The organism is Spongiactinospora gelatinilytica, from assembly GCF_003236385.1.
GTDB classification, from domain to species: domain Bacteria; phylum Actinomycetota; class Actinomycetes; order Streptosporangiales; family Streptosporangiaceae; genus Spongiactinospora; species Spongiactinospora gelatinilytica.
Genome location: NZ_POUA01000116.1, coordinates 1 through 19,330 on the forward strand (window position 1 = coordinate 1; position 19,330 = coordinate 19,330).

General features: G+C 73.3%; 18 protein-coding genes and 1 pseudogene. 7 read left to right on the top strand and 12 right to left on the bottom strand.

Translation table 11 applies throughout. The annotated features are described in order from the left end of the window. The 3 genes and pseudogenes from C1I98_RS16465 to C1I98_RS16470 form a co-directional block, all read right to left on the bottom strand. Window positions 1–181 (bottom strand): annotated as a pseudogene (locus C1I98_RS16465) (EamA family transporter RarD); the annotation flags it as partial. 33 nt (window positions 182–214) lie between these two features. Continuing rightward, complete coding sequence (locus C1I98_RS41450; RefSeq protein WP_158558064.1) at window positions 215–373, bottom strand: DUF5946 family protein; 159 nt, start codon at window positions 371–373, stop codon at window positions 215–217. Next, entirely contained in the window at window positions 370–1,719 is a 1,350-nt protein-coding gene (locus C1I98_RS16470; protein ID WP_111168332.1) for a M20/M25/M40 family metallo-hydrolase, read from the bottom strand. The genes C1I98_RS41450 and C1I98_RS16470 overlap by 4 nt, the downstream gene beginning before the upstream one ends. Before the next feature lie 328 nt (window positions 1,720–2,047). Here C1I98_RS16470 and ald point away from each other — a divergent pair, with 328 nt between their 5' ends. Beyond that, window positions 2,048–3,163, top strand: coding sequence for an alanine dehydrogenase (gene ald, locus C1I98_RS16475; protein ID WP_111168333.1), 1,116 nt, complete (start codon window positions 2,048–2,050; stop codon window positions 3,161–3,163). Here ald and C1I98_RS16480 read toward each other — a convergent pair whose 3' ends face one another. The 3 genes from C1I98_RS16480 to C1I98_RS16490 all read right to left on the bottom strand — a co-directional run bounded on the left by C1I98_RS16480 (window position 3,164) and on the right by C1I98_RS16490 (window position 6,408). Further along, window positions 3,164–4,540 (bottom strand): tetratricopeptide repeat protein, encoded by a 1,377-nt coding sequence (locus C1I98_RS16480; protein ID WP_111168334.1) that lies wholly within the window; start codon window positions 4,538–4,540, stop codon window positions 3,164–3,166. It lies immediately after the preceding gene. Window positions 4,541–4,615: 75 nt separating this feature from the next. Then, window positions 4,616–5,284: a response regulator gene (locus C1I98_RS16485; protein WP_111168335.1), complete on the bottom strand. Its 669-nt coding sequence runs from the start codon at window positions 5,282–5,284 to the stop codon at window positions 4,616–4,618. After that, complete coding sequence (locus C1I98_RS16490; RefSeq protein ID WP_233507918.1) at window positions 5,281–6,408, bottom strand: sensor histidine kinase; 1,128 nt, start codon at window positions 6,406–6,408, stop codon at window positions 5,281–5,283. Before C1I98_RS16490 ends, C1I98_RS16485 begins: the two co-directional genes overlap by 4 nt. A gap of 146 nt (window positions 6,409–6,554) precedes the next feature. Here C1I98_RS16490 and C1I98_RS16495 point away from each other — a divergent pair, with 146 nt between their 5' ends. After that, window positions 6,555–8,294, top strand: a complete 1,740-nt coding sequence (locus C1I98_RS16495; protein ID WP_111168336.1) for a gamma-glutamyltransferase family protein — start codon at window positions 6,555–6,557, stop codon at window positions 8,292–8,294. An 85-nt stretch (window positions 8,295–8,379) separates the two neighbouring features. Here the strand turns inward: C1I98_RS16495 and C1I98_RS42915 are convergent, their stop codons facing one another. Then, complete coding sequence (locus tag C1I98_RS42915) at window positions 8,380–8,547, bottom strand: hypothetical protein (protein WP_199536991.1); 168 nt, start codon at window positions 8,545–8,547, stop codon at window positions 8,380–8,382. A 149-nt stretch (window positions 8,548–8,696) separates the two neighbouring features. On the opposite strand from C1I98_RS42915, the gene C1I98_RS16500 reads away from it, so the two are divergent. Both C1I98_RS16500 and C1I98_RS16505 read left to right on the top strand, forming a co-directional pair. After that, window positions 8,697–9,482 (top strand): SURF1 family protein, encoded by a 786-nt coding sequence (locus tag C1I98_RS16500; protein ID WP_111168337.1) that lies wholly within the window; start codon window positions 8,697–8,699, stop codon window positions 9,480–9,482. Further along, window positions 9,483–9,794 carry a DUF3817 domain-containing protein gene (locus tag C1I98_RS16505; RefSeq protein WP_111168338.1) on the top strand — a complete coding sequence of 104 codons (312 nt, stop codon included), beginning with the start codon at window positions 9,483–9,485 and terminating at the stop codon, window positions 9,792–9,794. It abuts the gene before it with no gap. A gap of 3 nt (window positions 9,795–9,797) precedes the next feature. Here C1I98_RS16505 and C1I98_RS16510 read toward each other — a convergent pair whose 3' ends face one another. The 5 genes from C1I98_RS16510 to C1I98_RS16530 all read right to left on the bottom strand — a co-directional run bounded on the left by C1I98_RS16510 (window position 9,798) and on the right by C1I98_RS16530 (window position 15,310). Beyond that, window positions 9,798–9,995, bottom strand: a complete 198-nt coding sequence (locus C1I98_RS16510) for a tail-anchor membrane protein (RefSeq protein ID WP_111168339.1) — start codon at window positions 9,993–9,995, stop codon at window positions 9,798–9,800. Between the two features lie 93 nt (window positions 9,996–10,088). After that, window positions 10,089–11,450: a protein kinase gene (locus C1I98_RS16515; RefSeq protein WP_111168340.1), complete on the bottom strand. Its 1,362-nt coding sequence runs from the start codon at window positions 11,448–11,450 to the stop codon at window positions 10,089–10,091. Next, window positions 11,443–12,930, bottom strand: a complete 1,488-nt coding sequence (locus C1I98_RS16520) for a serine/threonine-protein kinase (RefSeq protein WP_111168341.1) — start codon at window positions 12,928–12,930, stop codon at window positions 11,443–11,445. Before C1I98_RS16520 ends, C1I98_RS16515 begins: the two co-directional genes overlap by 8 nt. Continuing rightward, window positions 12,923–13,681, bottom strand: a complete 759-nt coding sequence (locus tag C1I98_RS16525; RefSeq protein ID WP_146607480.1) for a hypothetical protein — start codon at window positions 13,679–13,681, stop codon at window positions 12,923–12,925. Before C1I98_RS16525 ends, C1I98_RS16520 begins: the two co-directional genes overlap by 8 nt. Before the next feature lie 39 nt (window positions 13,682–13,720). Beyond that, window positions 13,721–15,310: a serine/threonine-protein kinase gene (locus C1I98_RS16530; RefSeq protein WP_158558065.1), complete on the bottom strand. Its 1,590-nt coding sequence runs from the start codon at window positions 15,308–15,310 to the stop codon at window positions 13,721–13,723. A gap of 103 nt (window positions 15,311–15,413) precedes the next feature. Between C1I98_RS16530 and C1I98_RS16535 the strand changes: the two genes are divergently transcribed. The 3 genes from C1I98_RS16535 to C1I98_RS16545 all read left to right on the top strand — a co-directional run. Continuing rightward, window positions 15,414–17,555 (top strand): amylo-alpha-1,6-glucosidase, encoded by a 2,142-nt coding sequence (locus tag C1I98_RS16535; RefSeq protein WP_111168344.1) that lies wholly within the window; start codon window positions 15,414–15,416, stop codon window positions 17,553–17,555. Window positions 17,556–17,617: 62 nt separating this feature from the next. Then, window positions 17,618–18,313 carry a response regulator transcription factor gene (locus tag C1I98_RS16540; protein ID WP_111168345.1) on the top strand — a complete coding sequence of 232 codons (696 nt, stop codon included), beginning with the start codon at window positions 17,618–17,620 and terminating at the stop codon, window positions 18,311–18,313. A 5-nt stretch (window positions 18,314–18,318) separates the two neighbouring features. Next, a partial coding sequence (locus C1I98_RS16545) for a sensor histidine kinase (protein WP_146607481.1) occupies window positions 18,319–19,330 on the top strand: 1,012 nt, incomplete at its 3' end.

Sequence of the window (19,330 nt, forward strand, 5' to 3'; positions counted from 1 at the left end):
CCCGCCCCCAGCGCCCGAGCACGCTGACCAGCGCGACGATCGCCACCAGCGACCACAGCACCCGGGAGGCCAGGATCTCCACCGGCCCGGTCGGCTCCAGCAGCGGCCAGTACAGGGTCGAAAGCCCCCACAGCGCATAGGCCACGGCCCCGAGCACCGCCCCGCGCCGCGCCTCCGACACACCGGCAACTCTAACCCCGGGGGCCGACCGGGATCACGGGCCGGTCGTGGCCCAGGCCGCGAGGGTGGCGGTGCTCCAGGAACGGACCTGGTCCTCGAAGCCCTCGGCCGGGAAGTCGCCGCTCACGGCCACGTCGGCGATCGTGGTGTCGTAGGCGGCCGGCGGGGCCGGCCCGGGACCGTCGCCGGTCACCGCGGCGCGGTGGCGGCGTACCGCTGCAGGAACAGGGCCTCGGCCGTGGCGGTGCGGCGAAGTTCCTCCAGGTTGAGACGCTCGTTGGGGGCGTGGATGGAGGCGTTGTCGTCTTCCGCGCCGAACAGCAGGATCTCCGCCGCCGGGAACTGCTTGACCAGCGTGGACACCAGCGGAATGGAACCGCCGGCGCCGATGTCGCGCGGAGTGCGGCCGTAGGCGTGCTCCATGGCCTTGTTGAGCGCGGCGCGGGCCCGCCCGCCCGCGTCGGCCAGGAACCCGGTGCCGTAGATCTCGTCGCCGAACGACACCTGCACCCCCCAGGGCGCGACCTGGCGCAGGTAGTCGCAGACCGCCTGGACCGTCAGGCGCGGGTCGCCCGCCGGGGGCACGCGTACCGTGACACGGGCCCGCGCCCCCGGCTGGACCGCGTTGATGGCGTGCGCGACCGAGGGCGCGTCCACGCCCGTCACGGTGATCGCGTACGACGCCCACAGCCGGTCGGCGATCGACCCCGAGCCGACCAGCGAGACGCCGTCGAGCACCCCGGCGCCGGCCCGGAAGTCCTCTTCCATGGGGCCGGTGCCGAGGAACGCGCCGCGCGGCAGCCCCGGGACGCGGATGTCGCCGTTGTCGTCGTGCAGCGCCGCCAGCATGCGGATCAGGGCGGCGAGCGCGTCCGGGGCGACGCCGCCGAACTGCCCGCTGTGCACGGATTCATGCAGGCTGCGCACCTCGATGGTGAACGCCCCCATGCCGCGCAGCGAGGTGGTCACGGCCGGATCGCCGAGGCGCTGGTTGCCGGTGTCGGCGACCACGATGGCGTCGGCGCGCAGCAGCTCGGGGTTGCGCTCGACGAACGCCTCCAGGCGCTCGCCCGCGTACTCCTCCTGGCCCTCGATGATGACCTTGATGCCGACCGGGAACCGCCCCTCGAACACCCGCAGCGCGGCGACGTGGGAGATGACGCCGGACTTGTCGTCGGCCGCGCCCCGGCCGTACAGCTCGCCCTCGATCAGCGTGGGGTCGAACGGCGGGGTCTTCCACAGCGCGGGGTCGCCCGCGGGCTGGACGTCGTAGTGTGCGTAAAGGAGCACGGTCGGCGCGCCGGGCGGGGCGGGGGCCTCGCCGTAGACGGCGGGGAAGCTGCCCTCCACCGGGATCTGGCGGACCTCCGGCAGCCCGGCTTCGCGCAGCAGCGCCTCGGTCAGGGCGGCGGCGGCGTACACGGGTTCCTCGGGGTGGCCGGGGAAGGCCACCGAGGGGATGGCGACGAGCCGCCTGAGGTCTTCCACGGCCTGGGGCATGCCCGCGGCGACGGCACCCTCGATCTGGTCAGGAGTCACGACGTCTCTCCGGGTCGGAACGGAACATGTGTCATCTCATCTTGCCTGTCGGTCCGCTGTGCCGTACGGGCTCATTGGATTACAGGTGGCGGCGGACCGGCCGTACGCCACCGCCGGGTAGGTTATCGGCTTGGTTACAGCGCGGAATTTCACGCGGATTCCGTGGCCGTTACATGTAGATACCACGATTACCGAAGTTCTTTCACACTGATGCCACGCTTTCCCTTGGCAGGGGTGTGGTTGCGATGCACACTTGAAGAGCTCCGACCATTCGCGCCCACGGCCGGCCCAATGGGGCGCCCGCCGTACGCGCCACGAAAGGACCACCATGAAGATCGGTGTGCCCGCCGAGGTCAAAAACCACGAGTACCGCGTCGCCGCCACGCCTGCGGGCGTCCATGAACTGGTACGCCACGGACACGAGGTGTACATCCAGCGCGGCGCGGGCAAGGGCTCGCACATCCCGGATGAGGAATATCTCTACGCCGGTGCCAAGATCCTGGACTCCGCCGACGAAGTCTGGGCGCAGGGCGAGATGATACTCAAGGTCAAAGAACCCATAGCCGAGGAATATCCACGGATGCGGGATGGGCAGGTGCTGTTCACCTACCTCCACCTGGCCGCCTCCCGCGCCTGCACCGACGCGCTGCTCACCCGTGGCGTGACCTCCGTCGCCTACGAGACCGTCCAGGTGGGCCGGACCCTTCCGCTGCTCGCCCCCATGTCCGAGGTGGCCGGGCGGCTGGCCCCGCAGGTCGGCGCCTACAACCTGATGCGGTTCAACGGCGGGCGCGGCGTGCTGCCCGGCGGCGTGCCGGGCGTCGCCCCGGCCAAGTTCGTGATCATCGGGGGCGGCGTCTCCGGCCTGAACGCGGCGCAGATCGCCGTCGGCATGGGCGCCGACGTCACCATCCTGGACGTCAGCCTCGACCGGCTGCGCGAGATCGACGCGATCTACCAGGGGCGGCTCAAAACCGTGGTCTCCACCGCCTACACGATCGAGCAGGAAGTGCTGGCCGCCGACCTGGTCATCGGTGCGGTGCTGATCCCGGGGGCCAAGGCCCCGACGCTGGTCTCCAACGAGCTGGTCTCCCGGATGAAGCCGGGCTCGGTGCTCGTGGACATCGCGATCGACCAGGGCGGCTGCTTCGAGGACTCACGGCCGACCACGCACGCCGACCCGACGTTCCCGATCCACGACTCGATCTTCTACTGCGTGGCGAACATGCCCGGCTCGGTGGCCAACACCTCCACCTACGCGCTGACCAACGCCACCCTGCCGTACGCCGTCAAGCTGGCCGACAAGGGCTGGCGGGACGCGCTGCGCGCCGACCCCGCCCTCGCGCACGGCCTCAGCACCCACGCCGGCGTGCTGACCAGCGAGCCGGTGGCCCAGGCGCACGGCCTGCCGTGGACCACCACGACCGAGGTGCTGACCGGCTGATCAGCCGCCGCACGACTCGGGAGTGAGCCGCCGGCGCAGCAGCCGGGCGGTGGCGAGGGCCTCCTCGACCTCCGTGGGGCCCGGCCAGGGCGCGTTGCCCGGCCGCAGCAGCGTCGCGCGGGCCGATGACAGCCGGTCGATCGCGCTCTCCGGCAGCACCGCCAGATCACCGAGCCAGGCCACCGCGCCCGCGTGGTCGGGCAGGTCTCTGGTGATCTGGTCCCAGGTGCCGAGGATCTCGACCAGCTTCCCGGCGTCGAGCGGCGCGTCCCCGTGGCGGCCGGTGATCGTGGCGGCCAGCTCGGCCCTGGCGACGAGGGCGGTGTCGGACACCCGGCCGAGGCCGGGCGGCGGCGCCTCGGCGAGCCACCGCTCGCCCTCCTCGGCGTTGCCGGTGATGGACAACAACGTGCCCAGCTCGCGGGCGGCACGGTGGTGCCCGCCGAGCGCCGCCTGGCGGAACCACTGCTGCCCGGCCGCGAGGTCGCCGTCCTCGGCGATCAGCAGCAGCCCGAAGTTGTAGGCGGCCTCGGCGTCGCCGCTGGCCGCCGCGCGGCCGAACCAGTGGCTGGCCGCCGCCGCGTCGCCCAGCTCCACGCAGACGAACCCGGCCATCCGCTGGTCGCCGACCCGCCCGGCGTCGGCCGCCCGCTCGAACCAGGCGCGGGCGCTCGTCAGGTCGCGCCGGGCCAACGCGATGCCGCCGAGATGGGAGGCGGCGGCCGGATGCTCGGCCGCCGCGGCCAGGCGGAAGAACGCCTCCGCGCCCTCGGGGTCGCCGGTCGCCTGCAACAGCAGGCCGGTGGCGCAGGCCGCGTCGGTGTGGCCGCCCCTGGCGGCGAGCTCCCACCAGTGCAGCGCCTCGGTGTCCTCGCCCGATTCGTACGCCAGGCACCCGAGGTCGAACGCCGAGGCGGCGTCGCCGCGCAGCGCCGCCTCGCGGTGCCACTCACGGGCCGTGCGGGTCTCGCCGTCGCGCTCGCACAGCAGCGCGAGCCGCCGCGCGGCCGGACGCGACCCGCGCTGCGCCGCGCGCTCGAACCAGCACCGCGCCGCGGCCACGTCGCCGCGCCGCTCCAGCAGCAGGGTGGCCAGGTTGGCCGCCGCCTCCGCGTCGCCCAGCCCGGCGGCCGTCTCGTACCACCGCAGCGCCTCGTCGAACGTGCCGTGCCGCTCGTGCCACACGCCGAGGTTGTAGGCGCTGTCGATGTTGCCGGTGACCGCCGCCCGCTCCCACCAGTGGCGCGCGCCCTCCTGATCGCCGCGCCTGGCGTGCAGCCGGCCCAGCCGGTGCGCCGCGTCGGCGTCGCCGCCGCCGGCGGCGGCCAGCAGCTCGTCCTCGATCTCCCCGGCGTAAAGGCCGGCCTGCTCTCTCATGTGCCCCTCCCGCGCCCGCACCAAGAGAGCGGTAAGCGTATGGCAACAGACAGTAATCGATCCGCGCGCTTACCGCTAGTCCGCCGACCAACCCGGCCTGACCAGCCCCGACTCGTACGCGATCACCACGAGCTGGGCGCGGTCGCGGGCGTGCAGCTTGGTCATGGTGCGGCTGACGTGGGTCTTCGCCGTGGCGGGCGACATGTGGAGCCGGGCCCCGATCTCGTCGTTGGTCAGCCCGGCGGCCACCAGCGCGAGCACTTCGCGCTCGCGGTCGGTGAGCAGCTTCAGCTCCTCCTTGACCAGGGGCTCCTTGGCCCGGGAGGCGAACTCGGCGATCAGCCGGCGGGTCACGCTGGGCGACAGCAGCGCCTCGCCCGCCGCCACCACCCGCACGGCCTGGATCAGCTCGGCGGGCTCGGTGTCCTTGACCAGGAACCCGGCCGCGCCGCCGCGCACCGCCTCGAAGACGTACTCGTCCAGCTCGAACGTCGTCAGGATGATGATCCGCACCTCGGCCAGCGTCTCGTCACGGCCGATCGTGCGGGTCGCGGTCAGCCCGTCGGTGCCGGGCATGCGGATGTCCATCAGCACGACGTCGGGGCGGTGCTCGCGGGCCAGCCGTACCGCCTCGGCCCCGTCGGCGGCCTCGGCGACCACCACCATGTCCGGCTGGGCGTCGAGCAGCGCCCGAAAACCCGCCCGGACCAGCCCCTGGTCGTCGGCCAGAGTGATCCTGATCATCGGTCCTCCGGGGAAGCCGCGGGCAGCGGCAGCCTGGCCACGACGGTGAAGCCCACCGCGTCGGGGGCGGCGGTGAGCGTGCCGCCGAGGGCGTGGGCGCGTTCGCGCATGCCGGGGATGCCGTTGCCGCCGCCCGCGTCGGTGAGCGCGCCCGGCTCGGCGGATCCGGTGTCGGCGACCCGGATGGCCAGCTCGCGCGGGCCGTACTCCAAGGTGATGGCGACCTTCGCGCCGGGCGCGTGCCTGGCGACGTTGGTCAGGCACTCCTGGATGATGCGGAAGACGGCCCGTTCCACGCTGGGCGGGACCGGCCGCCGGTCGCCCTCGACGTGCTTGGTGACGTCGAGCCCGGTGCGCGCGATGAGGTCGTCGAGCCGGTCCAGGCCGGCGGTGGGGAAGCGCGGCGCGTCCTCGCGCAGCACGTTGATCACCGAGCGCATCTCGCTCAGCACGTCCTTGCTGGCCTGCTTGATCGTGGCCAGCGCGGTACGGGCCTGCTCGGGGTGGTCGTCGATGAGGTGCAGCGCGGTGGACGCCTGCACGTGGATCAGCGAGATGTTGTGCGCGAGCACGTCGTGCAGCTCCTGGGCCATGGTCAGGCGCTCCTCGCTGGCCTGGCGGCGGCTCTCCTCCATGGCCACCCTGCGCCGCTCGGCCAGCCGCTCGCGCCGCGCCTTGACGATCTCGGCGACGGTCAGGATCAGCAGCACGAACGTGAACGCGGACAGGTTGTGGAGCCAGTCGACGTGCGGCGCCGGAGCGATCCACCTCGTGTAGGCGAAGATGAACGCCGAGACCCCGATCGCCGACAGCCAGGCCGCCCGCCGGTGGCCCCGGATGACCGCCGTGAAGTGCATGACGATCGGCGCCGCGAACACCGGCCCGTAGGCGTACCCGGCCAGGAGGTACAGGCAGGTCGCGACCGTCGTGACGACCAGCGCGGGCGTGGTCCAGACCCGCCGCAGCAACACCATGGCCGGCCCGATCGCCAGCAGCGCGAAGCCGAGGGCGTTGGTGGGCACCCGCTCGGGCTGCACCATCGAGGCGCCCCGCCCGGTGCCGAGCTGGAAGACGCCCACCAGGACGGCGGGGGCGATGTCCGCCCAGCGCTTCGGTGCTCGCACATGCGCAACCGTACGCCACGGCCCCGGCGGTCGCGTCGGCCGACGGGGGCAGTCCCCGATACCCCATCGGGTGTATGAGCGCGTGCCCTGTTGAGTCGCCCCGCCGATTGGGTCATGCTGAGGGTCCGCCGGGGAAGGAGCGCCCTATGATCGCCCGCCTTGCCGTACCGGCCGCCACGTTGCTGCTGCTCAGCGGGCCGGCGACCGTCCCCGCGCCGGAAAAGGCGCCGGTCGCCGAGGGGTACGGCGGAGCCGTCGCCACTGTCGACCTCGACGCCAGCCGCGCGGCCGTCGAGGTGCTGCGCCGCGGCGGCAACGCGATCGACGCGGCGATCACCGCCGCCGCCACGCTCGGCGTCACCGAGCCCTACTCCGCCGGAATGGCCGGCGGCGGCTTCCTCCTCTACTACGACGCCCGCCGCGGCAGGGTCCACACCATCGACGGCAGGGAGACCGCCCCGCGCGCCATGACCGCGACCTCCCTCCAGGAGAACGGCGCGGCGATCCCCACGGACGAGGCGATCACCAGCGGCCTGTCGGCGGGCGTGCCCGGCAGCGTGGCGCAGTGGGACCTGGCGCTGCGCCGGTTCGGCAGCATCGGCCTGGGCGAGGCGCTGCGGCCCGCGATCCGCGTCGCCGAGCGGGGCTTCCTGGTGGATCAGACCTTCCACGACCAGACCGCCGCGAACCAGGCCAGGTTCGCCGACATCACCTCCACCGCCCGCCTGTACCTCCCGGGTGGCGCGCCGCCCGCGGTCGGCTCGGTGTTCCGCAACCCCGAGCTGGCCCGCACCTACCGTGAGCTGGCCAGGCGCGGTCCATCCTGGCTGTACGGCGGGCGGCTCGGCGCCGAGATCGTGGCCACGGTCAAGCGCCCGCCGGTCCGCCCGGGCGCGGCGCGCAAGGTGCGCCCCGGCCTGATGGAGCTGTCCGACCTGCGGGCGTACCGCGCGATCGAGCGCGCCCCGGCCAGGGTCGGCTACAAGGGCCTCGACGTGTACGGCATGGCCCCGCCGTCCTCGGGCGGATCGACGGTCGGCGAGGCGCTCAACATCCTGGAGAAGCTGCCGCAGGTCGGGTTGCACGAGTTCCTGGAGTCGTCCCGGCTGTCGTTCGCCGACCGGGGGAAGTACGTCGGTGACCCGGCCTTCACGGACGTCCCGCTGCGCGAGCTGCTTTCGGACGGCTTCGCGGGGGAGCGCGCCTGCCTGATCGGGGCGACCGCGCTCGCCCATCCCGCCGCGCCGGGCGACCCGGACGGCTCCTACGGGCCGTGCCGCGCCGCCGTACCGGGCCCCGCGGCGACGCCCGCCCGCGAGGGCCCAGAGACCACCCACCTGGTGGTGTCCGACCGCTGGGGCAATGTGGTCGCCTACACCCTCACCATCGAGTCCACCGGCGGCAACGGCATCGTGGTCCCCGGGCGCGGGCTGCTGCTCAACAACGAACTGACCGACTTCACCTTCGGGCCCGCCCCTGGAGATCCCAACCTGCCCGGACCGGGCAAGCGGCCCCGTTCCTCGATGTCCCCGACGATCGTGCTGGACGACGGGCGGCCGGTGCTCGCGGCCGGCTCACCGGGCGGTTCCACGATCATCACGACCGTGCTGCAGATCCTGATCGGCCGCTACGAGCTGGGCATGACGCTGCCGCAGGCGCTGGCCGCGCCGCGCGCCACCCAGCGCAACACCGCGCAGACCCAGGCCGAGCCCGCCTTCATCGCCGCCCATGGCCCGGCGCTCACCGTCAGGGGCCATTCGTTCGCGCCGACCCCGGAGATCGGAGCGGCCACCGCGCTCGAACTCCTCGGCGGAGGCCGGGTGCGGGCGGTCGCCGAGCCGGCCAGACGCGGAGGCGGCAGCGCGCTGGTCGTCACGGAGAGGTGAATCGGGACAAGCACGAGGGTGTCGCCAATGCCGGAAACGCCGCGCGGCCCAGGGCCGCCGGCGTCGGCTTGGCGCGTGCTCGCCCCTACCTGAACAGGAGGAACGCGCCGACGGCCACGATGATGACCGCCACCACGCCCACCACGACGGGGATGAGGTAGGAAGGCCGCTGCTTGGCGGTCTCCCCTTCGTTGCTCTGTGCGAAGGCCCGGAACTGCTGGGTGTTGCCCGCCGGGTCGATCTGATCTGCCATGACGATGACTCTAGTCACTCCGCCAAGGCCCCCGTCAGGTGTTTGTCCTATTCGGCGGCAACCCATGGCGGTGGCAACGGACGGCCCCTTATCCGTGCCCGCGGGCGGCCGGAGGAGGGGGCGGACCTGTGGGCGGATACCGTGGGGTCATGCTGCGGACCGTGTTCTCCTCGCGCCTGGTGGGCATGCACCTGGTGGCGATCGCGGCGCTCGTCGCCTTCGGCCTGCTCGGCCGCTGGCAGCTCGGCGTCTTCGAGGACTCCGGCCGCCCGCACACCGCAAGCGACCCGCCCGCGGTCGCGCTCGCCACGCTGTCCAAGCCGGGCGAGCACGTCACCCGCGCGGCGGCCAACCGGAAGGTGACCGCCGAGGGCGTCTTCGACCCCGCGCGCAGCCTGCTGGTCGCCGGACGCGACGGCGGCTTCTGGCTGCTCGACTCCCTCGACCTCGGCGACGGCACTCAGGTGCCCGTCGTACGCGGCCGGGTGGCCCGGCCGGGCGATCCGGCCGCGGCCGTGCCGCAGGGGAAGGTCACCGTCACCGGGCGGCTGCTGCCCCCCGAGCAGGTGGACTCGCTGCGCCGCGACGTCCGCACGCTGCCCGCCGGGCAGGTGCTGTCGGTGTCCACCGCCGAACTGATCAACGTCTGGCCGGGCGCGCGGCTGCGGGACGGCTATGTGGTGGCGACCGCGCAGAGCCCGGCCCCCGCCGTGGCGGCCGAGCCGGTACCGGCCCCACCGCCGAGCGCGCCCGGCGAATTCTCCTGGCGCAATCTCGCCTACGCCGCGAACTGGTGGATCTTCGGCGTCTTCACGATCTTCCTGTGGTTCCACTACATCCGCGACGCCCACCGCACCCGCGTCCGCGAGCAGCGCGAACCGGAGCACGACGGCGACGCCGCTAGGGTGGCCCTGTCCGAATCGTCAATGAGGTAGATGACCGTGCAATCCGCGCTGAAGCCGTTCCGAGTGCTGGCCTACATCGTCGGTGTCATGTTGCTGCTGCTGGTGGCGGGCATGGTGCTGAAGTACGCCTTTGCGGTGCCGGGGCCGGTGTCGATCATCTCGCCGATCCACGGCTTCCTGTACGCCGTCTACCTGCTCGCCGCCCTCAACCTGGGGCTCAAGGCGCGCTGGACCTGGCCGTACACGCTCGGGGTGCTGCTCGCCGGGACGATCCCGCTGCTGTCGTTCGTGATCGAGCGCAAGGTCACCCGCCGCGTGCAGGGCCAGGCGGCCGCCGCGTAGCCGCTAGCGGCCCAGGCCGCGCCTGCGCACCCGCTTCAGCCGCTCGCGCTGGCTGGGGTCGAGCATGAAATAGCCGGCGACCGGGGCGCCCAGCAGGGCGAGCACGATGACCCAGTTGACCAGCGAGGGCAGCGGCAGCAGCAGGAGCACGAGGACGGACGCGATGGCAGCGCCGGTGTAGTACTTCGCCAGTGGCGACATGATGGGCCTTTCCTTCGGTGGGGCCACGTGCCCCGCCCTGACATTGTGCGTCGCCAGGACAACGATCGGGCAGGGGCCGGGGGTTCCAGGCGGCTACCCTTCGGCGAGCGACCGCTCGATCCACCCGGCGATCTTCTTCGCTCCCGTGGAGGTGACGCGGTCGGGGTCGCTGCCGTTGCCCCGGGAGTACTGCACGGCGATCAGGACGTTGCCCACCCGGAAGAGGATCTCCGTCGTGTAAGAGACGCCGACTCCGGTGTACTCCGTGATGTACGCCTGTTCGCCGGGCCCGTCATAGATCTTCGGCGGCACGGTGTGCCGGATCGGCTGCCCGAAGGTGGCGGTCTTGCGGCCGATCTCCTGCTGGAGGCGATTGACGAAGTACAACCGTGCCCGCTCGACGCCTGTGTCGCCGCCCTTGGCCGTGAAGTGGAGAGCGTAGATCGTCAGGTCCCGCCGGAAGGAGCGCGGCTGGGTGCTGTCGGCGCTGAGCCAGTCGCACTCATGGTCGGCCCTCTTGGGATTGAGAGCGACGCCCACCTCGCGCATCTGGTCATTGGTCAGGAAGCCGCACGGGTCGAGCGGAGCGCTGAAGTGGGTCGGCAGGATCAGCGGCGGCGACGGGGTGGGGGCGGCGACCGGCTCGGTCGTACCGGAGCGCCACAGCAAGACCCCCGCGACCGACGCGGCCAGCAGGACCGCCAGCGCCCCCGCCACCAGGAGCAGGCCGCGGCGGCGGGCCAGGCGGTGCCGGGGCGCGATGCGCAGCAGCGTCAGGCGTACCGACTCGTCGTCCGGCCGCGAGGCCGGGTCGTCCTGGAGCAGCGCGGCCAGCAGTGGGGCCAGCGGCCCGTCCGGCGGCGGCGCGTTCTCCGGGTCGGTCAGCGGGATGTCGCCCATCGTCATCGGCGTGCCCTGCCCGCCCGGCGGATGGCCCTCCAGCGCGGTGTAGAGCATCACCCCCAGGTCCCGCATGTCGTCGCCGTAGGACCCGGTGGTGGCGAACCCGGACACCGCGACCCGGCCGTCCGGGGCGATGACCACCGCGTCGGGGGACAGGCCGCCGTGCGAGACGCCCCTCGCCTTGGCGGCGCGCAGCGCGTCGAACACCCGCAGCCCGATGTCGGCCACCCGCTCGGCGGACTGCGGGCCCTCCGCGCGCAGCGTCTGGGACAGCGTGCGCCCGGGGATCAGCTCGCAGACCATCCAGAGCCGGTCGGCGGCCACCAGCACGTCGTGGATGGTGACGATCGCCGGATGCCGCAGCCCGGCCGCAGCCCGGACGGTGGCGAGCACGGCCTCGCGCCCCGGACCCGGTGGCGGCAGCGGCACCTCGCTGATCGCGACGTCGCGGTGCAGCATCTCATCGCGCGCCCGCCATGGCCCGCCCGCCTGGTCGAGCCGGCCGAGCAACCGGTACCTGCCGCCGAGCAGCGCCGAACCCGGATCAGCCACGACTGTTCAGCTCCTCGGCGATGGACCTGGCGGACTTGAGCGCCCGCTCCTTCAGGTCCTCCGTCGGCTTCTTGCCCTTCATCGACAGGTCCGCCTCCACCAGCAGGTTGCTGGACTGGAAGACGACCGTGCTGGACGTGCGGTCCAGGCTGGTGCCCTCGTAGGCGAAGCCGTCCTGACCCACCCCGGTGACCGACCGCAGCGGGAAGACCGAGCCGACCAGCCCGGTCCCGGCGTCGGCGGCGATGTTCTGCCGCAGGTGGACGAGGAAGGCGTGGGCCACCTCGGGCGCGGTGAGCTTCTTGGCCGGCTTGTAGAGGGTCAGTTTCACCCGGAGCCACCGCTCGTCGCTGGACCCGCCCCAGTCGCAGTACCGCTGACGCGCCGCGTCGACCTGCGGGCTGGGGGTGGGCACGACCAGCTCGCCCTGTTCGAGGGTGAGCAGACCGCACGGGTCGGGGAGTTCGGTGAACCGCCCGGCGCGCGGGTCGGCGGACGGCGTGGCCGTCGCGGCGACGGTCCCGCCCGACCCGTCGCGGGACATCGTCCACAGCGCCGTGCCCAGTACGGCCAGCGCGGCGACGCCCGCCACCGCGGCGGCCACGATCCGCCTGCGCCGCGTCGGTGACCTGCGGTGCAACGCCGGGGCCGGGCGTCCCTCGGCGACATGCCGAAGGGCGGTGCGCAGTTCGGCGGCCCCCGGACGCACCCGCGGGTCCTTCTCCAGTACGGCGATCAGCACCGGCGCCAGGTGCCCCGCGTGCGCGGGCTCCGGCGTGGGCTGGGTGAGCACCGCGCCCAGCGTCGCCACCGGCGTCGCCCGGTGGAACGGCGAGTGGCCCTCCACGGCGGCGAACAGCGTCGCCCCCAGCGACCACAGGTCGGCGGGCGGCGCCTCGGCCACGCCGCGCAGCCGTTCGGGGGCGATGTAGCCGGGCGAGCCGACCAGGCTGCCCGGCCGGGTCGGGCCGGTGTCGTTCTCCAGGGTCGCGATGCCGAAGTCGGTGAGCAGCACCCGCCCGTCGTCGGCGATCATGATGTTGCCCGGCTTGACGTCGCGGTGCATCAGCCCGCCGCGGTGGGCGTGGGCGAGCGCGTCGAGCACGGCCAGCCCGATCATCGCGGCGCGCTCGGGCGGCAGCGGGCCGTCCCGTTTCACCACCTGTTCCAGGGAACGGCCCTTGACCAGGTCCATCACGATCCACGGGCGGCCGTCGTGCAGGATCACGTCGTGGACGGCGACGATCGAGGGGTGGGAGAGCATCGCGGCGGCGCGGGCCTCGCGCATGGTCCGCTCGCTGAGGTCGGCGCGCTGCGCCTCCGGCAGGTACGGCGCGGGCCGTACCTCCTTCACCGCGACCTCGCGCATCAGCAGTTGGTCGCGGGCCCGCCACACCACGCCCATGCCGCCCGCGCCCAGCCGTTCCTCCAGCTTGTAGCGGCCGGCCAGCGGTGGCGGCGGGTGTTCCAGGTCAGCCACGGGCGTTCAGCTCCGCGACGATCGCCCGAGCCGCCTTCTCCGCGCCCGCGGCGAGCCTGCCGTCCTTGTCCTCCGTGGTTCCGCCGCGCTCGTACTCGATCTCCACGACGAGGTTGCTGATCCGGCACAGCACGATGCGCTTGACGGACTCGCTGAAGATGGAGATCTTCATGGGCTTGGTATAGCCGAAGGACTCGTCCCCGAGGCCGGACAGCGCGGCGGGCGGCGCGGGCGCGGGCGTTTCGAGCCGGCCATCGCGGACAAAGTCGTCCCGCTTACCGGCGAAGTACTCCTTGGCCTTGACGATTCCCGTGGCCTCCTGCTCGTACTTGACGAGCCGCAGCACCATGTCGTACTTGCTGTTCGACGGCTTGCGGTAGTCCGCGGTCCGCCATTCGCACTCCAGCTCGGACACCTGTGAGGTAAGCGAGGCGGGCAGAAGTTCGGCGACCAGGGCGTCACCGAGCAGGCCGCAGGCCCGGGGCGCCTCGGCGAACCGACCCTTCGCGTCGGAGGCGGCCGGGGTCGGGGTGGGCGTGGCCACCGCCATGGGCCGCTCGCCCCGCAGGTACGGTGCGCCCAGCCCCCCGATGGCCGCCGCCATCGCCACCAGCAGCAGCACGGTGAGCACCACGATGGGCCGTGGCACCAGCACACCGGTCCGCCCGGAGCCGTCGATCGTGGGCTGGGTGCCGTGCGGGCGTGCCACCGGCTGCCCTGGTGGCGGGCCCTTGGACTCGCCGGGAGGCATGGCGGGAAGGCCGTCCCGCGGAGTGTGCCGGTGCATGGCTCAGGCCGTCCGGTCCATCGCCGCGATGAACCAGCGGGTCGCCGTCGCCGCGCCCTGGCGCAGCGCCCGTTCGTCGCGGGCGCCGTCGATGGCGGTGTAGCCGACCTTGATGACCAGATTGTCCACGCGCGTCACTATGAAGCTCTGTTCCATTTTCAGATGGGTCCTGTTGTCGTACTGGTGGATCGCGAACGCCTCGTCACCGATCCCGATGACCGGTTCCGGGCCGGTCACACGGGCCGAGCGCATCTCGTTCGCGCCGATCTCCGGCCACTTCCAGCCGATGGTCCCGTTGGGGAAGGTGGTGAACAGCTCGTTGCGGTACCACTCGTGCGCCCGCGCCGGGCTGGCGCCCCAGGTCGACTCCTCCCCGCCGATGGCGAACTTCTGCCCGCCGACCAGTTCGATGGTCAGCGCGACGCCCTTGCCCGGCCACTGGCAGCCCTCCCTGTTGTTGGGCTCGCCCGCGGGGCCGGTCGGCACGAGTTGCCGTACCTGGGCGTCGGTGAGCATCGAGCAGAACCGGAGCGGGATCGCGTACTTCCCGGTCTCCTCGCTCAGCCTCGTCGGCTTCGGATCGGGTGCGGAGGCGCGGTCCACGGCGTTCACGGCGAGAGCCGTACCGGTGCTCACCAGCGGCAGCCCCGCGATCATCGCCGCCGCCACGAGCCACGTACGCCCGCGCCCGCGCGGCTGCGGGCCGGTGGGCGCGGTGTGCGGCGACGGGGGAGGGGGCGGCAGCGCCGGGGTGCGCCCCGAGGCCAGGTCGCGAAGCATCCGTTCGGCCACCGGGAGCGGCGGGCGTACGGCGGGGTCGGCGGCGAGCAGGTGTTCCAGCACCGGGCCGAGCGGACCGGCCCGCTCCGCCGGGCGGGCGGGCTCGGTGAGCACCTTGCGCAGCACCTCGATCGGCGACTCGGCGTCGTGCGGCGGGCGTCCCTCCACACCGAAGTAGAGCGTCGCGCCCAGCGACCACAGGTCGCCCGCGGGGCCGTCGTCGGCGCCGCTGAGCCGTTCCGGCGCGACGTAGGCCGGGGTGCCGATCAGGTGGACGGTACGCCCGACGGTGGTCTCCCCCTCGATCGCGGCGGCCCCGAAGTCGGTGAGCACCGCCCGGCCGGTCCTGGTCAGGAAGACGTTGCTCGGCTTGATGTCGCGGTGCACGATCCCGGCGGCGTGCGCGACGGCCAGCGCGGACAGCAGGTGGACGCCCACCCTGGCCAGTTGGTGCGGCGGCAGCGGCCCGCGCTCGGCCACGGTCCGCTCCAGCGACGCGCCGCTGAGCAGTTCCATCACCACCCACGGCCGCCCGTCCTCCACCAGCACGTCGTGGACGGTCACGATGGACGGGTGGCGCAGCCGGGCGGCCACGTTGGCCTCGCGGACCGCCGCCTCGCGGATCTCCCGGCGGCGGCCTTCGTCCTGGTCGGGTGGGATGTGCACCTCTTTGATGGCCACATCCCTGCCCAGTACGTCATCGAGGGCGAGCCAGACGGTCCCCACCGTGCCTTCCCCCAGCGGGTTCAGCAACCGGTAGCGGCCGGCCAGCCGTCGAGCGCCGATCAATGGGCCCTCCCCGTCCGACTCCATGGCCCATAGCAAAATAGCCATTTACCACCCGGACGGCCACCTACCGGCCTCCAGGGCGTCTTTCTGTCAGGCTGGCAGGGAGACCTCGGCGGGAGGAGAACTCATGTCCGCGGCGTACCCCGGCCGGCGCGTGCCGCCCCGGCTGGACGACCTGGCCGCCGTGATCCTCGCCCCGACCAGCGCGCTGAGCGGGCGGGACGGGCAGATCAGGCCCATCGGGGCACAAGGGGTGTTCCACGCGGACCACCGGGTGCTGTCCCGGGCCGTGCTCCTCGTGGACGGCCTGGAACCGGAGGCCGTCGCGTACGCGCCCGGCGGCCCCGGCGTCGGCAGGTTCGTCGCGCTGGCCCGCTGGCTCGGCGACGAGGGCCCCGACCCGGAGGTCCGGATCGAACGCGTCCGCACGGTGACCGGGCAGGGCGTGCGCGAGGAGATCACGATCATCTCGTCGGCCGCCGAACCGCTCGCCATCGACGTGCGCCTGGAGCTCGGCTGCGACTTCGCGCCGATGCAGCAGGTCAGATCCGGCTTCGCCGGGGAGCCCGCACCCGCCGTACGGCAGGCCGACGACACCCTGATCTGGCGGGGCCCCGGCGGCGTGACCACCACCGTCGCGGGAGAGCCCGTCAACGCGGGGGCGGAGTCTTCCGGCGCTTCCCGGCCTGGTACCGGCGGTGTGATGGCCGTCGCGGCGGGGGAGGGCGGTGCTGATCCCCGGCTGGCCTGGCGGGTCGCGCTCGCCCCCGGCGGGCGGGCGGTGCTGCGCTGGTCGGTGGGCGTGACCGACCCGGGCGCGGTGGTGATCGCCGCCACCGGCCCGGCCGAGTGGCCCGAACCCGAAGTACGGGCCGATGACCGCCGCCTGGCCCGGCTGCTGCACCGCTCGCTGGACGACCTGCGCGCGCTGCGCCTGGCCGACGCCGCCGCGCCCGGCGACACCTTCATCGGCGCGGGCGTGCCGTGGTACCTCACACTGTTCGGCCGCGACAGCCTGTGGACCGCCCGGATGCTGCTGCCGCTCGGCACCGGCCTGGCCGAGAGCACCCTGCGGGTGCTCGCCCGCCGCCAGAGCAGGACGACCGACGGACACTCCGGCGAGGCCCCCGGCAAGATCATGCACGAACTGCGCCGCGGCGAGTACACGATCAGCGGCCGGGGCGGCGAGATCCGGCTGCCGCCCGTCTACTACGGCACCGTGGACGCCACCCCGCTGTGGGTCTGCCTGCTGCACGACGCCTGGCGCTGGGGGATGCCCGAACAGGAGGTCGCCCCGCTGCTGCCCGCGCTGCGCGCGGCGCTCGGCTGGCTGGCGGGCGAGGGCGACCCCGACGGCGACGGCTTCGTGGAGTACGCGGACGAAGGCGGCCAGGGCCTGGCGAACCAGGGCTGGAAGGACTCCCCGGACGCGGTGCGGTTCCACGACGGACGGCACGCGGCGGCCCCCATCGCGCTGGCCGAGGTCCAGGGCTACGCGTATGAGGCGGCGACGGGCGGCGCGGCGCTGCTGGACGCCTTCGCGGGGCCGGGGGAGGGGGACCGCTGGCGGGAGTACGCCGCCGCGCTCGCGACGCGCTTTCGCGCCCGCTTCTGGGTGGACACCGGCCCGTACGGCCCGCGCCCCGCCCTGGCCCTCGACCGCGACAAGCGCCCCGTGGACTCCCTGACCAGCAACATCGGCCACCTGCTCGGCACCGGCCTGCTCTCCCCGGAGGAAGAACGCCAGGTCGCCGGACTGTTGGCGGCCCCCGAGATGTCCGGCGCGTTCGGCCTGCGCACGATGTCCGCCCGCGACGCGGGCTACAACCCGCTGTCCTACCACTGCGGCTCGGTCTGGACCCACGACACCGCCATCGTGATCGGCGGCCTGGCCGCGGCCGGGTACCACGAGCCCGCGGCGGACCTCGCGCGTTCGCTGCTCGACGCCGCCGAGGCGTTCGGCCACCGGCTCCCCGAACTCTACGGGGGCGACGACCGGCGCCCGCTCGGCACGCCGGTGCCCTACCCCGCCGCCTGCCGCCCCCAGGCATGGACCGCCGCCGCGGCCGTGACCCTCGTCAACGCGGTGCTGGGGGTGCGCCCCGACGTCCCGGCGGGCCGGGTCGCGCTGCGCCCGCTCGCCGGGGCCCCGCTCGGCGCGCTTTCGGTACGCGGGCTGCGGATCGCCGACGCCGAAGTGGAGGCCACCGTGGACGCCTCCGGAAACGGCTTCCTCACCGGCCTTCCCGGCGGGCTCACCCTGACCTGATTGCACCGGTTCTTCACATTGTGGAGAGGAGTATCTGCACCGGTACGCCTTAGTCTTCCGGCATGGCCAACCAGCGACAACAACGCACGATTCTGCTCGTCGAGGACGATGAGACGATCGCGCGGGCCGTGCGCGACCGGCTCGCCGCCGAGGGCTTCGCGGTGCGGGTCGAGGGCGACGGGGCGCGCGCCCTGGAGGTCTACACCGCGCTCGAACCCGACCTGGTGGTGCTCGACCGGCTGCTGCCCGGGCTCGACGGCCTGGAGGTGTGCCGCCGCATGCAGGCCGAGCGGCCGGTGCCGGTGCTGATGCTGACCGCGCTGAGCGAGGAGACCGACCTGCTGGTCGGCCTGGGCGTCGGCGCGGACGACTACGTGACCAAGCCGTTCAGCATGCGCGAACTCGTCGCCAGGGTGCGCGCCCTGCTACGCCGCGTCGAGCGGGCCGCCCAGTTGACGGCGGGCGACACCGTGATCAAGGTGGGTGAGGTCGAGATCGACACGGCCGAGCGGCGGGTGTACGTACGCGGCGCGGAGGCCCAGCTCACCAGGACCGAATTCGACCTGCTGCGCCGCCTCGCCGACCGGCCCGGGCAGGTCTACGAGCGGGAGCGCCTGCTGGCCGACATCTGGGGCTTCTCCGAGGCCGCCGCCACGCGGACGGTGGACAGCCACGTCCGCGCGCTGCGCAGGAAACTCGGCGCGGGCGTGGTCAGGACCGTGCACGGCGTCGGCTACGCCCTGGCCAAGACCGGGTGAGCGCGATGCGACCGCTGGACTTCCTCGGGCGCATCAAGATCAAACTAGGCGTGGTGATCCTGCTCGCCGTGGCGGCGGCGTTCGTCGTCAACGAGGTCGGGATCAACCTCGGGTACACCCGCGACGCGCGGATCGCCGTCGCCGCCGGGCTCGCCCTGGTCCTGGTCCAGATCATGGCCCGTGGCATGACCAAGCCGCTGCGCGACATGGCCGCCGCCGCGCAGACCATCGCCAAGGGCCGGTACGGCGAGCGGGTCCGCGCCACCTCCCGCGACGAGGTCGGCGAACTGGCCAGCGCCTTCAACGCAATGGCCGCCGACCTCGGCGAGGTGGACCGGCAGCGCCGGGAACTGATCGCCAACGTCAGCCACGAGCTGCGCACACCGATCACCGCGCTGCGGGCCGTACTGGAGAACGTGGTGGACGGCGTCTCCGAAGCCGACCCCGAGACGCTCGGCACCGCGCTCGCCCAGACCGAACGGCTCGGCAAACTGGTCGGCCAGTTGCTCGACCTGTCCCGGCTGGACTCCGGCGCGCGGCTCATCGACCCCGAACCGGTCGGCCTCGGCGCCCTCGTCCAGCAGGCGGGCAAGGAGGCGACCCTGGCCCGCGACGGCGTGCGCGTGCGCGGCGACGTGCCGCCAGGGCTCGCCGTACTCGCCGACCCGGGGTTGCTCGCCCAGGTGCTCGCCAACCTGCTGGACAACGCGGTACGGCACAGCCCGCCCGGCGGCACCGTCACGGTCACCGCCCGCCCGGACGGGCCGCGCGTACGTCTCATCGTGTGCGACGAGGGACCGGGCATCCCGGAACACGCCCGCGCCCACGTCTTCGAACGCTTCTCCCGCCTGGACCCCGCCCGCGCCGCCGACGCCGGAGGCAGCGGGCTCGGCCTGGCGATCGTCAAGGAAATCGTGGAACTCCACGGCGGCGGCGTCCGGATCGACGAAGGTCCCGGCTGCCGGATGGTCGTCGAACTCCCCGAAAGGACCACCGTGCCCACAACCCCCTCCCCAC